This is a genomic window from Pseudobutyrivibrio sp. YE44, from assembly GCF_900104335.1.
Taxonomy (GTDB): Bacteria; Bacillota; Clostridia; order Lachnospirales; family Lachnospiraceae; genus Pseudobutyrivibrio.
Genome location: NZ_FMXT01000001.1, coordinates 820,364 through 834,671, shown reverse-complemented (window position 1 = coordinate 834,671; position 14,308 = coordinate 820,364). Strand labels below are relative to the sequence as shown.

The window sequence follows — 14,308 nt, the reverse complement described above, 5'->3', positions numbered from 1 at the left end:
TCTCCTACCAAGAGCCGCCACCTCCACAAGAGGAACATCCGCCACCACAGCTTGAGCAGCCACCGCCACAGCTTGAACATCCACTAGAAGAGGATGAAGAAGAGGAAGATGATGATCTAGCTGGAGTGTAAACATAGTTGTAATAATTATCCATATTATAGATGTAGTCAAAGGCAGGATCATTAGGAATATCAAATTTGTTAATCCAAATTTTTGAAACATCTAATACGTAGGCATAGGCCATAAGCTCGTATATATAATTAGGATTGTTTTCGGTGTAGTTGTTAATTTGATTCTTATCAACTTCAATCAAGTAATTCCTAAAGGCTTTGATTCGATTGAATAGATCCTCTCCGTACTGAGTCTTTCGCTCCATAACAATGGTAGCAAAAATATGAAGTGCTAATCCGATGGCTGCAAGCAGGTATAAATAATTAAGCTTTGGATTTAAATCTTCTATATTACAATAGGCCAACTTAAGAAGAATTACATTAATTACAAGACATAGACCTGAGTATAGTTTTAGTTTTGCCGACTTCATATCATGGATTTTTTCCTCCAAAGAGGAGACAACACATTTGTCAACTTGATTAAATACCTGATAGAAGGTTTTGTTGGTAGCTAAGTCGGTAGAGCTTCCTGAAGAAAACAGCTGTCTGTAAACCAAAAGCTCATTAGCAGAAAGGAAAGTGTCAGCGCCCTTTTCTCGTTCAACCTTAATGCTTTTTGCATCTGCTGATGTACGGATTGTGATGTAGCCTTTGGCAGCTAATGAAATGATAAGTGCGATTGTTAATTTTCTTCCAGTGGCCTTCTTGTAGGCATAACCAATTTCTGCAGCATCTAAATTATCATGAGCATTAAAAACAATCTCTTCTGCATACTCTTTGAAATCTCGTCCATTTAAAACCCATAAAATGAAAAAGACAATTCCTGCAACAAGACATAGTATACATATTATAAGAGCGACGTAACCATAATTGTTGCTGCCTTCTTCAAAGTAGCCCTCAGGTAATTCTACATCTACAGTAAGGGAGCGATATAAGACGTCGTTATAGCTAGCTGTAAGAGTCGAGCCATTAATTTGATAGGTTACTTTATCGGTATCGTCCCAGTGTCTGGTTTTGTCCGTGAAGAAATGAACCTTAGTATCTTCAGGAAGCTCTTTTGGAAAGTTGATGGTTATGGAACTGTGGTCAATTGATGGTCCCCAGTAATCTCCATAGGCGTGGAAGATAAATTCATCGAAGCCATCATAAGGATCAGTACCCATATCGTATGTATAACTAATGTTGTAGGTATGAGGGCCTGCATCCAAATAGATGTTAGGGTCACCAATTTTAATGCGTTGTTTTCCCTTAATGGTGTCTACTTCGTATTTCTCACCAGAGCATTTTAAGTCTGAAATTTTATACCTATGAGAAGTGGCCTTTCCATCCTTTGCGGTGTAGATTAGCCATTCAGGGATAAATCTATAAATGCCATGGTTATAATCATAATGGAAATTAACATCAATCTTTTCCTGTACCTGGACAGACTTGTGCTCATCAACGTCAAGCTCCACATGGAAATCATTAATATCAAAGCTGTAGCCACTATCAACGGAGTTATCGATACCTTGTCGAATATCTATAGTGTTTAGTACTTTTACTCCAGCCCAAAGGCATAGAGCAACACCAACAACTAATAGGATTGTACTTAGTATATGAGTATATTTGTATGTCATATTGTTCACCTTTTTATTTGTTTATAGTCACCTAAATCATATCATATATGAAATATATTATCATTTGGTGAATTGTGCTGTAGTAGGAGGTAATACATTAGGAGAGGAAGTTCTTAGGATAATATATTGACAAATACCCTGCGGGGGTATATATTGGGGTTAGATATAGATACCCTGAGGGGGTATGTATTATTTAGGAGGTTTATATGGCAGAGTCAAAACATAATCATGATATAGAAGAAACAGCAGAATGTTGCTGTTGTTCAGGCAAAACAAAAGATAGAGACGAAAAAGAGTTTAAGGATTTAATGAATCGTCTCAAACGAATCGAAGGTCAGGTGAGAGGTGTAGAAGGCATGCTTGAAAATGATGCATACTGTACAGATATCTTGATTCAGGTATCAGCAATCACAAGTGCACTTAATAGTTTCAACAAGGTGCTTCTAGCAAATCATATGCGCACCTGTGTAGCAGATAATATTCGTGAAGGTAATGATGAGATTATAGATGAGCTTGTGGTTACTTTACAGAAGCTTATGAAATAGGTGGAGTTATGGAACAATACAATGTAACAGGAATGAGCTGTGCTGCCTGTCAGGCCAGAGTTGAAAAAGCTGTAAATGCCTTAGAAGGTGTTGATAGTTGTGCTGTTAGCCTTCTTACAAACTCTATGGGAGTGGAGGGCAGCGCATCCTCAGAGGAAATAATAAAGGCAGTTGAAGCTGCAGGTTATGGAGCAAGCCTTAAGGGCTCCTCAAGTGGAAGGACAGCAGGTGGTGCTTCGAACTCTTATGAGGATTCTCTTAAAGATACAGAAACACCAAAGCTGAAAAAGCGATTGATAGCCTCAGTGATTCTTTTAATCCCTCTGATGTATGTATCTATGGGCCATATGTTATGGAACTGGCCTCTTCCAGCTTTTATGGATGGCAATCATGTGGCAATGGGCTTGTATGAACTTTTGATTTCTGGATTTATTATGGTAATAAATCAGAAGTTTTTCATAAGCGGTTTTAAGGGGCTGATTCATAGATCTCCAAATATGGATACACTAGTTGCTCTTGGCGCCACAGCCTCCTTTGGATATAGCGTGTATGCTTTATTTGCTATGAGTGGTGCAGTGGTTGCTGGAGATGAAACACAGATAATGTATTTCATGGATCAGTTTTACTTTGAATCTGCCGCAACCATCCTTACTCTTATTACTGTAGGAAAGACTTTAGAAGCTAAGTCAAAGGGAAAGACCACTGATGCTCTTAAGTCTCTTATGAAGATGGCTCCTAAGACAGCAGTTATTATAGAAGGGGATGTGGAAAAGACAGTTCCCATTGAAGAGGTCAAGGTCGGTGATAGATTCGTGGTTCGACCAGGGGAATCAATTCCGGTGGATGGAAAGGTAATTAGTGGAGAAAGCTCTGTTAATGAATCTGCTCTCACAGGAGAAAGCGTCCCTGTTGAAAAGCAGGTGGGAGATAAGGTATCAGCAGCTACCATTAATACATCTGGTTATATGATTTGTGAGGCCACAAGAGTTGGCGAGGATACAACCCTTGCTGGAATCATTCGAATGGTTAGCGATGCAGCAGCCACAAAAGCCCCTATAGCAAAGATTGCAGATAGAGTTTCAGGCGTGTTTGTGCCTGTTGTTATAGGTATAGCTATCATTACATTTGTGGCTTGGTTGATAGCAGGACAGACAGTAGGCTACGCTATTGCAAGAGCCGTTTCGGTGCTGGTTATTAGTTGCCCTTGTGCCCTTGGTCTTGCTACACCTGTTGCCATTATGGTTGGAAATGGTGTAGGAGCAAAGTCAGGAATTCTATATAAAACAGCAGCCTCGCAGGAAATGGTTGGAAAAACTCAGATAGTTGCCCTTGATAAGACAGGAACAGTTACCACTGGTGTAATGAAGGTGACAGATGTTATACCTGCAGAGTGTATCAGCAAAGAAGAGTTGCTTAGAACGGCCTATGCTCTTGAAGTAAAAAGCGAGCATCCTATTTCAAAGGCAATTGTAGAGAAGGCTTTGGAAGATGGAATAGCATTAGCAGAGACAGAGCAGTTTGAAGCTTTATCAGGAAACGGCTTGAAGGCTGTTCTTGAAGGTAAGACAATTGCTGGTGGAAATGAAAAGTTTATAATTGGAATTACTGGTGCTATTGATGAAGCTCACAAGACTAAAATGACAAAGCTTTCAGCACAGGGAAAGACCCCAGTTTTATTTGTAAGAGAGACCTCTGTTATTGGAATGATTGCAGTTGCAGATACCATTAAGGAAGATTCGGCAGAGGCTATTACACAGCTTAAGAATATGGGAATCCACGTGGTGCTCCTAACCGGTGACAATGAAATCACAGCAAAGGCCATTGCTGACCAGGCTGGTGTGGATGAGGTGGTAGCAGGAGTTCTTCCTGATGGAAAGGAAGCTATCATAAAAGAGCTGATGACTTATGGTAAGGTTGCAATGGTAGGTGATGGTATTAACGATGCTCCTGCTCTTACACGAGCAGATATTGGTATAGCCATTGGTGCAGGAACTGATATAGCTATTGATGCGGCAGATGTGGTCTTGATGAAGGGAAGCATTTTAGATGTTGCAGCAGCCATTAGAATTTCTAGGGCAACCATCAGAAATATTCATGAGAATCTTTTCTGGGCATTCTTTTATAATGTAATTGGCATACCTCTTGCAGCAGGATGTTATGTGGCTGCTTTTGGATGGACTCTTAATCCAATGTTTGGTGCAGCAGCTATGGGATTATCAAGTTTTTGTGTGGTATCGAATGCACTGAGATTAAACTGGATAAAAGTCCAGGATAGCAGTAAAGACAAAAGGATAAAAAATGCCATTACAGGCAATATAATTAAATCAGTAACAAATGATTCTTCGGTAGATGAATCAGGAAAGGAAGGTAGAAAAATGAAAATTACAGTTAATGGAATGATGTGTCAGCATTGTGAGGCTCATGTAAAGAAAGCCCTTGAGGCAATCGATGGTATCGAAAGTGCAGTTGCATCTCACGAGGAGAATTTAGTAACTCTTGAAACATCAAAGGATGTAGATGAAGCTCTTATTAAGGCTGCTGTTGAAGAAGCTGGATATGAGTATGTTGGGATAAAATAAGGAGCAAGATATGATTCTTGTATCAGCGTACTTTGATATAAAAACAAACAAGAGTATGGCAGGATATATAGATGGGGTTGCAAAAGCTTGTGGGAATAGTTTTATGCTTGATAATAATGTGCCACCACATATAACCATACTTAGCATAGAGGTTAGGGATGAGGATATGGTAGTAGAGAATGCTGAGACTATAATGAAAGCACTATCTGTAGGAGATATTTATGTTCCTACTTTAGGGCAGATATTACCTGGCGTAATCTATGCAGCTCCTGTAATTAATGAATATCTGATGGGAATGCAGGCAACGCTATATGATGCGTTGAAGGATATAGAAGGAGTATCCTTCAGCAAGTACTATCAGCCTTATTCTTGGATGCCACATATTACTTTGGGGAAGACTCTTGAACCAGAGCAGATGAGGGAGGCATTTTCATATTTGCAAAAATCCTTTGTACCAATGGAGGCAAGGATAGAAGAGCTTGGAATTGCTAAGACTAATCCCCATAGGGATATAGTACGGGTTAAATTACAATAATAGTTAGAAATAAAAGCCAGTTATTAATTCATTTTATGACTGGCTATTATTTTTACCAATTATTAAACCTATTGACTTGATAGGTTTTTAAAGTTATATTATCAGCAAGTTAAATGAATCAGAAATAACACCTCATCAGTCAGCTGAAGCTGACAGCTTCCCCTCAAAGGGAAGCTTTAATGAGAGAAAGGAGCAAGACAATGAGACCATATTTTAATACTGAAATCTGTTGTTGTATGTGTATGTGCGAATCGCTATACTCCCAAGGGCAAAAAGCTTTAGGGTGCATGGCTTCTTGTCTTGCTCCTGAAAGAGATTAATTCGTAAATACGAAATAATCGAAAGCCACTGCTTGGGAGACTAGGCAGTGGCTTTTTTGGTGCTATAGCCGCTGGAATGGCATAGGCTCGCAAAGCTGAAGTTGTTGGTTCGAATCCAACTAGCACCAGTGTAAGTTAAAAATAACAAAGTAAAAGGAGAGGAAATGGCTGAAGTAAAAGAGGTTACCGAAAGACAACTGGCACAAATTAAAGATTACATCGAGTCGATAAAATTTGGCTCCGTAAACATTGTTATTCAGGATGGAAAAATCATCCAGATAGACAAAAGTGAAAAAATAAGATTATAGGGAAGAGTTCATAGAACTGACTAGACAAACTAGAGGTTCAAGATAAAAGCATCATTTGCTAATTAGCAGATGAGTTGTTATCTTGAGCCTCTTTTTTTATAAAAAACAACCCCAATTAGAAAAAATGAAAAGGAAAAGGAGAAAAAATATGGGAAAGTTATTCACATCAGAATCAGTAACAGAGGGACATCCAGACAAAATTGCAGATCAAATTTCAGATGCAATTCTCGATGAGTTATTAGCTCAGGATCCTTATTCAAGAGTAGCAGCTGAGACAACAGTTGCAACTGGACTGGCACTTGTGGTTGGTGAAATCACAACAAAGGCTTATGTAGATATTGCAAAGATAGCAAAGGAAACAATCAGAGAGATTGGATATGTAAACAATGTAGATGGTTACAACGCAGATTCAATAGCAGTGCTTACATCAATAGATGAGCAGTCAGCAGATATCGCACTTGGTGTTGATAAAGCATACGAATCAAAGCAGGAAGGAGAGACAAAGGATTTTGGTACAGGAGCAGGAGATCAGGGAATCATTTTTGGATATGCAACAGACGAAACACCAGAGTTTCTTCCACCAGCTATTTCATTTGCTCATCGTCTTACTAGACAGCTTACAAAGGTTCGAAAGGATGGAACACTTCCATACCTTAGACCAGATGGAAAATCTCAGGTAACAGTTGAATTCGCTGAAGATGGACACACTGTAAAGAGAGTACATACCATTGTTATTTCAACACAGCATGCAGAGGATGTAACTCTTGAGCAGATTAGAGAAGATATCATCAAGTATGTTATCAAGCCGGTAATTCCAGAAGAACTCCTAGATGAAGACACAATTTATTATGTAAATCCAACTGGAAGATTTGTTATCGGTGGTCCACAGGGAGATGCAGGACTGACAGGACGAAAGATAATCGTGGATACCTATGGTGGAACTGGTCGCCATGGCGGCGGAGCTTTTTCAGGAAAGGATCCAACAAAGGTCGATCGTTCTGCAGCCTATGCAGCTAGATGGGTGGCAAAAAATCTTGTAGCAGCAGGTGTTGCTAAGAGAGTTGAGGTTGAACTTGCATACGCTATTGGTGTTGCAAAGCCAGTTTCAATCGCAGTTGAAACATTTGGAACAGGAGTGATTGAGGATGAAAAGATTGTTGAAATTATTGAAAGAGTTTTTGATCTTAGACCAGCAGCAATTATCGATGCCCTTGATTTACGTAGGCCAATCTACAAGCAGACTGCAGCTTATGGACACTTCGGCAGAACAGATGTGGACCTTCCTTGGGAGCATTTAGATAAGGTTGAGGCGATTAAGAAGCAGTTGGATAGTCCAGAATTCAAGATTTTTTTAGAGGTAGTGGCTGAAGCAGTGGAAAAGGCCATTGTATAAAAAATAAATAAAAAAGGGGAAATATAATGAAGAACAAATTTATAAATAGAATAATTTCATTAGCATTAATCGGAGCATTATCAACAGTAGGATTTATTGGTTGTGGAAGCTCATCAAATACAGACAGTGCTGACAATACTACAGATATTGAGGCTGGTAGTCCGGTTGAATTAAATACGGCTAAAAGACTTAATATTGCTACACAGCCTGCACCAGGATACTTACCAATTCAGATTGCCTGGGACAACGGTTGGGTAGAAGAAGCTCTTGCTGAGGCAGGTTATGGTGATGTTGAAGTTACCTATACAGAATTTGAGTCAGGACCACCAGAAAATGAATCCTTTGCAGCAGGACAGCAGGATATTGGTGTAATGGGAAATGTTCCTTCTATATTAGGAAAGGCCTCTGGACAGGATAGAGTTTATCTGGGCATCTCTGAAAATGGTGAAAAGACAGAGGTTATCATTGTTCCTGAAGCTTCTGATATAAAGAATGTTGCAGATTTGAAAGGTAAGAAGATTGGCTTAGTTGTTGGTTCTATTTGCGAGAACTTAGTTTATAACGTACTTAAGACAGAAGGATTAACTCTTGATGATGTAGAGCTCGTTAACCTGGCAACTAGTGAACAGCAGGCAGCTCTTGCAGCTGGACAGGTAGACGCAGTTGCGACCTGGCAGCCAACAGTTGCAAAGCTTACTGCAGATGGAAGCAATCGTCGACTTATTGATGGTGAGAATGGACTTTTCAAGGCTGAAAATACAATCTTCGGAAACAGAGAGTATGTAGAGCAGAATCCTGAAATTGTACAAATTTTTATTCAGCAGTATGCAAGAGCAGCCTATGAGCTTGCAAACAATAAGGAGAAATATTCTGAGCAGTATGCAGAAAAATATGGTTTAACTACTGATTTGTTGTATGCAGCTCTTGAGGATGCCAATTTCCCAATTGTTATTGAGCAGGATGATATCGATGACTTACAGGGAACCGCTGATTTCTTGTATGAAACAGGTAAGGCATCTACCCAGGTTACAATCAAGGATTTTGTTAACGACACATTTGTTAATGACGAGACAGTTAAGGCTTACTTGAATGGTGAGAAATAAGAGGAGAAATAGTTATGGCAAAAAAGGCATTAGTTACAGGTGGAACAAAGGGAATTGGTCTTTCTACAACAATTAAGCTAAAGGAATTAGGATTTGATGTCACTGTTGTAGGACGTGATTTCTCAAACTTTAAAGTAGAGGGGGTTAAGACCATATCCTTTGATCTATCCAATATAGATGAACTACCATCATTGGTTGAAGAGGTTGGAGATATCGATGTATTAGTAAACAATGCGGGAATCGGTAGCCAGAAAAACTATGATGATTATCCTAAGGAGAATATTGAGAAGATTATCAATGTAAATCTTAAGACACCAGTGGAATTAATCACTTTATTCGCACCAACCCTAGTTAAGAACAACGGAAAGGTTGTTAATGTAGCATCTCAGGCTGCGGAAATAGGTCACAGAGATGTTTGGTACGGAATTACAAAGGCCGGACTTGTAAATGCCACAAAGAGCTTTGCTGGTTTGCTTGGACCTGAAGGATTGCAGATTAATGCAGTAGCTCCTGGACCAGTAGAAACAACAATGATTGAAAATTCAAGATTTAGCGATAGATATGAGAAACTGAAAAATCGAACAATACTTGGAAGGATTGCAAAACCAGAAGAAGTAGCGGATGCGATAATCTGGCTGGCAACAGATGCGCCTGAATACATTAATGGTGAGACAATTGATGTAAACAATGGTGCCCAAAGAATTAAGTAAAAGGAGAATAGTTATGAGCTACACATATGAGCAATTGTTAGAGTCTATTAAACTTAAGAATCAAATCCAGGTTGAAGGATTAAGATTTGATCCACATATTTTTGATGCAGCAAGCATTGGTGATAAGTATGCAGAACGTGTAAATGCCTTGTTTACATGCGATAGACATGCCCACAAGAAAATTGAGTTTCCAAGTGTTTTTTATCTTCCAGTTGGAAATTATCGAGTACATATCAGATGGAATCTAGGAAGTCCTTTTGTACTTGTAAATGAGAATGGTGTATTTAATATCAAAAGAGATGGAAAGCTTGTAGTTGAAAACATTTCATTTGCTAAACGAGCTCCATATTATGCAAAGAAAACTTCTGATGGAGCTGATATGAGAACAATTGCTCAGGATGCTGGCTATGGAAATATTTTCATTGTTTATAGTAACGAGTGCTGCTTGAAGGATAAAGGTCAGGATTGCTTATTCTGTAACATCAATGCAACAAAGGATTTGTATGGTGAGGATCAGAATATTAATTGGAAGAATGCAAATCAGATTGCTGAAACAGTTGAAGAATGTTATGCAAATGGATTTGATCATTTAACAGTAAGCGGTGGCTTTGTTCCTGAAAGACGTGAGGTTGATTATTATGCCGATATTGCAGAGGCAATTCAGGATAAGCTTGGAACCGAGGATTTCAATGGTACAGCCTGTGTAGGTGCCCCAGATAATTTTGAGGTAATTGAAAAGTATAAGGAAGCAGGATTTAGCTCAATTGCAACTAACATTGAAATTTGGGATGAGAAAATGTTTGAGGTAATTTGTCCAGGAAAATCTCAGCTTTGTGGTGGAAGAAAGAACTGGATTGATACCTTAAATGCTGAGGTAGATATATTTGGAAAGTTCCATGTACGTTCAACACTGGTATCTGGCATAGAGCCAAAGGATTCGCTGATTGAAGGAATCGACACTTTAGTATCTAAGGGAATAGTTGCACTTCCTAGCCAGTGGTATGTAAATGTTGGTTCTGCCCTTGAAGGACATAGAACACCAGACCCAGATTGGCATTGGGATGTGTTTGAAAAAACTAAGGCTATTTACCTTAGAAATGGATTAACCTGGGAGCTTCTAAGAAATGCTACAGCAGATCCAGACACAGTTATTCATGATTTGATTAGATTGGAAGAAGGGATTGAGATTGTTGAGTAGAAGAAAACAATGGAACGATACAGTAATTGGCTCTACATTTGAGGGATTTATACCAATTATATTCTTATTTACTCTTTGGATTTATGTGGTGAATAAGGGGACTGTAAACACTGTAGTTTTACCAACACCTAATATGGTCCTGAATACATTATCAACCAAAATAGTTAATGGTTCTCTTTTAGCTGAGTTGGGAGTTAGCATTGTACGAGTGTTGGAGGGATATTTTCTTTCAGCTTTCTTTGGAATAGGTTTAGGTATACTTGTTGGCCTTTCAAAAAATATGCAGAAACTTACAGATATAGTTATACAAGTATTAAGACCTATTCCACCTATTGCATGGATTCCTCTTGTAATTTTGTGGATGGGAATTGGTGAAAGCTCAAAAATATTTCTTATATTTTTAGGTGGCTTTTTCACTAATTTAATTAATGTAAGTGAAGGAATTTTATATACTGATTCAAAGATATTAGAGGTAGCTAGGGTTCTTGAAACTCCTAAATGGAAGGTTATTACACAGGTAATCATTCCAGCAGCTTTACCTAGCATTTTCACAGGACTTAGAGTTTCTCTTGGAAGCTGCTGGAGCTGTGTAGTAGCAGCAGAGCTTGTGGCTTCAACAAGTGGAATTGGATACATGATTTCAAATGCAAGAAATTATGGTCAGATGGATACAGTAATTGTAGGAATGCTTGCAATTGGTGTAGTAGGAAAACTCATGGATGTATTCCTTAAGTGGATCGAGAGTAAAGTACTGGCATGGAATATATCTTAAAGAATAGAGGTGACTAAAAATGGCATTACAGGATTCAGAGAAAATAATAGATATTACCCATCTTCATAAGAAGTTTACACTTGAAAATTCAAATGAGCTGACAGTTTTAAATGATATAAATCTATCGGTAAAAAAGGGAGAATTTATTTGTATTGTTGGCGGAAGTGGTTGTGGAAAAAGCACGTTGCTTAGAACAATTGCAGGCCTGGATTTGGAATTTGAAGGAAATGTAGCAGTGTCTGGAAAAGACATAAATGGTCCATCCAAAACAAGAGGACTGGTATTCCAGGAGGCTAGATTATTTCCATGGATGACTGTACAGCAAAATGTTGAATTTGCTTTAGACGGGGTTCCAAAGGCTGAAAAGAAGAGAAGAGCAAAGGAGATATTAGAGCTTGTTCATCTTTCAGATTTTGCTAAATCCTATCCTAAGGAGTTATCCGGTGGAATGGCTCAAAGAGCAAATATCGCGAGAGCTTTGGTGGATAATCCTCCAGTATTATTATTGGATGAACCTTTTGGTGCCCTTGATGCTTTTACAAAAATTCAGCTTCAGGATGAGCTTTTAGCTATCCAGGAGCAGGAGGGAACCACAATGGTTATGGTTACCCATGATATAGAAGAGGCGGTATATTTGGCGGACAGAGTTGTTGTTCTTTCAAATAGACCAGGTCAGATTAAAGACATTATTGATATTGATATTTCAAGACCAAGACATAGAAATGATCAATACTTTGTTCTTAAAAAGAAAAAGATATTCAATTATTTCTTTGAGGAAAAAGAAATCGAAGAAGATTATGTAATTTAGGAGGCAGATATGGCGGAGAAAATTGGAAAGCATATAGCTATATATGGAAAGGGTGGCATTGGAAAATCAACAACCACATCAAACATTAGTGCAGCGTTGGCTGAAGCAGGATATAGAGTAATTCAGATTGGATGTGATCCTAAAAGTGATTCTACAAATACTCTTCGAGGAAATAACTATCTTCCAACAGTACTTGATAGTTTAAGAGAGGGTAACAAAATTCATTTGGATGATATTTCAGTTAAAGGATTTGGTGGAGTTCTTTGCATCGAATCAGGTGGTCCTGTTCCTGGTGTAGGCTGTGCAGGACGTGGAATCAACGCAGCGGTAAATCTTCTGCAGGAGCTTAATCTCTTTGAAGAATTTAAGCCAGATTACGTTTTATATGATGTACTTGGCGATGTAGTTTGCGGCGGCTTTGCAGTTCCTATTCGAGATGGCATTACAGATAGAGCCTATGTTGTAAGCTCATCTGATTTCATGGCTTTATATGCAGCTAATAACTTATTCAAGGCTATCAACAAATATGCTCCAACAGGTGGCGCAAAGCTTGGTGGTGTAATTGCAAATAGTATGAAGCCAGGTTATCACAGAGAGATTGTTGATGATTTCGTTGCAAAGACGGGAACAAGCATTGCAGGTTATGTAAATCGTTCTTTGGATGTACAGCAGAGTGAATTATATGGAAAGACTGTTATTGAGGCAAAGCCAAACAGCGCTCAGGCTGACATTTATAGAAATCTTGCTAAACATATTGCTGAAAATGAAGATCTTGTGGTTCCAAATCCACTTGGTTCTACCGAACTTAGAGATTGGGCAAGAACCTGGGGAGACCGTATATATGATATTGAAAATGGTGTTGTAGGTGGCGTTGCTGAAGCTATCTAAAATTGACTGGAGGTAATTTATGAGTTTTTTAGAAGAGAGAAAAGCTCTCACAAGAGAAAAGAGACTTATGTCATTAAGCCATTTTAATGGAAATCTAGAGGGCTTAATTGATGAAACCTCTGGAACAGAAATCAAGCAGAGAATAAGAACCTTTACACAGATTCATAGAGATGAAACTATAGCAGCCTTTGATGTTCTTTCAAAGATTGAAGATGCTTTTATTATTATAAACGGTGCTATAGGTTGTGGAAGCTTAGGACTAGCTGTTGATGATGATAAATCCTTCAACTGGATTGCTACTGATCTTAATGAAAGGGATACCATATTAGGTGGTGATGACAAACTGAGAGAGGCAGTGGAAAGAGCCTATGAGGAACATCATCCAAAGGTGATTTTTATTATTGGAACCCCTGTTGTGGCAATCAATAATGATGATATTAATTCAGTTATTCTTGAGCTGGAGGATGAGCTGGGAGTATCGATTATTAGTATATATACAGATGGCTTCAAGTCTAAAACGCCTGTTACTGGATATGATATTGTAACTCATAGCCTTCTTAAGTATGTGGTAAAAAAAGAAGTGACAGATAGAGATGATTTTATAAATATCATTTCTTTTTCAGAAGGTCTTCAGGATGTGGTGGAGATTTCAAAGATATTTAAAGCTTTAAATATTAAATTTCAAGTTATCCCACGTTTTTCTTCAATTGAAGAAATAAAGAAAGCATCTTTGGCAAGAGCATCTGTGGTTTTAAATCCAGAGGAGGGTGAATATTTAGCTAAAGAATTAGAAGAGGTATTTGGAGTTCCATATATTTCATCGGAGGCTCCTATAGGCTTCAGAGGAACGAAAAACTTTATTCTTAAGCTGGCAAACTTCTTGAGAATTGAAGATGATGCGATTGCTTATATCGATGAGATTGAAAATGAATTGACAGCAAACTTTAATAATGATTTGCTAACAGACAAAAAGATTTTTGTTGATGCTCCTCTGAGTAAAATACCAGCATTAACAAGATATATTACCAATCTTGGTGGAGAAGTTGTTGGATTTGGCTCACCATTTGTTGATTTGGAAAACAGAAAACAGCTGAAAAGGTTGGATTTTCTTAAGAACAGTGTCTCAACAATAATTGGTAATGGACAGCTATTTGAGAAGGCTAATGAAATTTCAAAAGACCAGGTGGATATTTTTGTGACGGATTTTGAGGGATATGAAGATTTAGGCCATGAAGGTGTTGTCATTGTTAATCTTAGAAAACAGACAAGCTATGGTTTTGCGGGAGTAGATAAATTGAGTAAGGCCTTTACCAAGGCGATACGAGTTTTGGAAAATGATAAAAAGATCCAGAAGGAAAGTATTTACAAACCATCATGGAAAAAGAGAAGTGGTAATTGGTATGTGAAGCAGGAGGTAAGCTAA

General features: G+C 38.3%; 13 protein-coding genes and 1 tRNA gene. 13 read left to right on the top strand and 1 reads right to left on the bottom strand.

The annotated features are described in order from the left end of the window. Positions 1 to 4: 4 nt before the first annotated feature. Positions 5 to 1,726: a DUF2207 domain-containing protein gene (locus BLR54_RS03950; protein WP_090417130.1), complete on the bottom strand. Its 1,722-nt coding sequence runs from the start codon at positions 1,724 to 1,726 to the stop codon at positions 5 to 7. Between the two features lie 206 nt (positions 1,727 to 1,932). Between BLR54_RS03950 and BLR54_RS03945 the strand changes: the two genes are divergently transcribed. The 13 genes from BLR54_RS03945 (at position 1,933) to BLR54_RS03885 (ending at position 14,308) form a co-directional block, all read left to right on the top strand. Further along, complete coding sequence (locus tag BLR54_RS03945) at positions 1,933 to 2,271, top strand: metal-sensing transcriptional repressor (RefSeq protein WP_176761843.1); 339 nt, start codon at positions 1,933 to 1,935, stop codon at positions 2,269 to 2,271. An 8-nt stretch (positions 2,272 to 2,279) separates the two neighbouring features. Then, complete coding sequence (locus tag BLR54_RS03940; RefSeq protein ID WP_090417129.1) at positions 2,280 to 4,850, top strand: heavy metal translocating P-type ATPase; 2,571 nt, start codon at positions 2,280 to 2,282, stop codon at positions 4,848 to 4,850. 10 nt (positions 4,851 to 4,860) lie between these two features. Beyond that, positions 4,861 to 5,385 (top strand): 2'-5' RNA ligase family protein, encoded by a 525-nt coding sequence (locus tag BLR54_RS03935; protein ID WP_090417127.1) that lies wholly within the window; start codon positions 4,861 to 4,863, stop codon positions 5,383 to 5,385. A 378-nt stretch (positions 5,386 to 5,763) separates the two neighbouring features. Next, a tRNA-Cys gene (locus tag BLR54_RS03930) sits at positions 5,764 to 5,833 on the top strand. 36 nt (positions 5,834 to 5,869) lie between these two features. After that, the gene (locus BLR54_RS03925) at positions 5,870 to 6,013 is read left to right on the top strand and encodes a YezD family protein (RefSeq protein WP_090417126.1); all 144 of its coding nucleotides are present in this window, start codon (positions 5,870 to 5,872) and stop codon (positions 6,011 to 6,013) included. Positions 6,014 to 6,161: 148 nt separating this feature from the next. After that, complete coding sequence (gene metK / locus BLR54_RS03920) at positions 6,162 to 7,406, top strand: methionine adenosyltransferase (RefSeq protein ID WP_242871193.1); 1,245 nt, start codon at positions 6,162 to 6,164, stop codon at positions 7,404 to 7,406. Between the two features lie 26 nt (positions 7,407 to 7,432). Next, positions 7,433 to 8,509, top strand: coding sequence for an aliphatic sulfonate ABC transporter substrate-binding protein (locus tag BLR54_RS03915; protein WP_090417124.1), 1,077 nt, complete (start codon positions 7,433 to 7,435; stop codon positions 8,507 to 8,509). A gap of 14 nt (positions 8,510 to 8,523) precedes the next feature. Next, positions 8,524 to 9,219: an SDR family NAD(P)-dependent oxidoreductase gene (locus BLR54_RS03910; RefSeq protein WP_090417122.1), complete on the top strand. Its 696-nt coding sequence runs from the start codon at positions 8,524 to 8,526 to the stop codon at positions 9,217 to 9,219. Positions 9,220 to 9,232: 13 nt separating this feature from the next. Further along, entirely contained in the window at positions 9,233 to 10,417 is a 1,185-nt protein-coding gene (locus BLR54_RS03905) for a radical SAM protein (protein ID WP_090417120.1), read from the top strand. After that, positions 10,410 to 11,189: an ABC transporter permease gene (locus BLR54_RS03900; RefSeq protein ID WP_242871192.1), complete on the top strand. Its 780-nt coding sequence runs from the start codon at positions 10,410 to 10,412 to the stop codon at positions 11,187 to 11,189. The genes BLR54_RS03905 and BLR54_RS03900 overlap by 8 nt, the downstream gene beginning before the upstream one ends. Positions 11,190 to 11,208: 19 nt before the next feature. After that, complete coding sequence (locus BLR54_RS03895; protein WP_090417117.1) at positions 11,209 to 11,997, top strand: ABC transporter ATP-binding protein; 789 nt, start codon at positions 11,209 to 11,211, stop codon at positions 11,995 to 11,997. Positions 11,998 to 12,006: 9 nt separating this feature from the next. Further along, positions 12,007 to 12,885 (top strand): nucleotide-binding protein, encoded by an 879-nt coding sequence (locus tag BLR54_RS03890; protein WP_090417114.1) that lies wholly within the window; start codon positions 12,007 to 12,009, stop codon positions 12,883 to 12,885. Positions 12,886 to 12,904: 19 nt separating this feature from the next. Next, positions 12,905 to 14,308 carry a nitrogenase component 1 gene (locus tag BLR54_RS03885; RefSeq protein ID WP_090417112.1) on the top strand — a complete coding sequence of 468 codons (1,404 nt, stop codon included), beginning with the start codon at positions 12,905 to 12,907 and terminating at the stop codon, positions 14,306 to 14,308.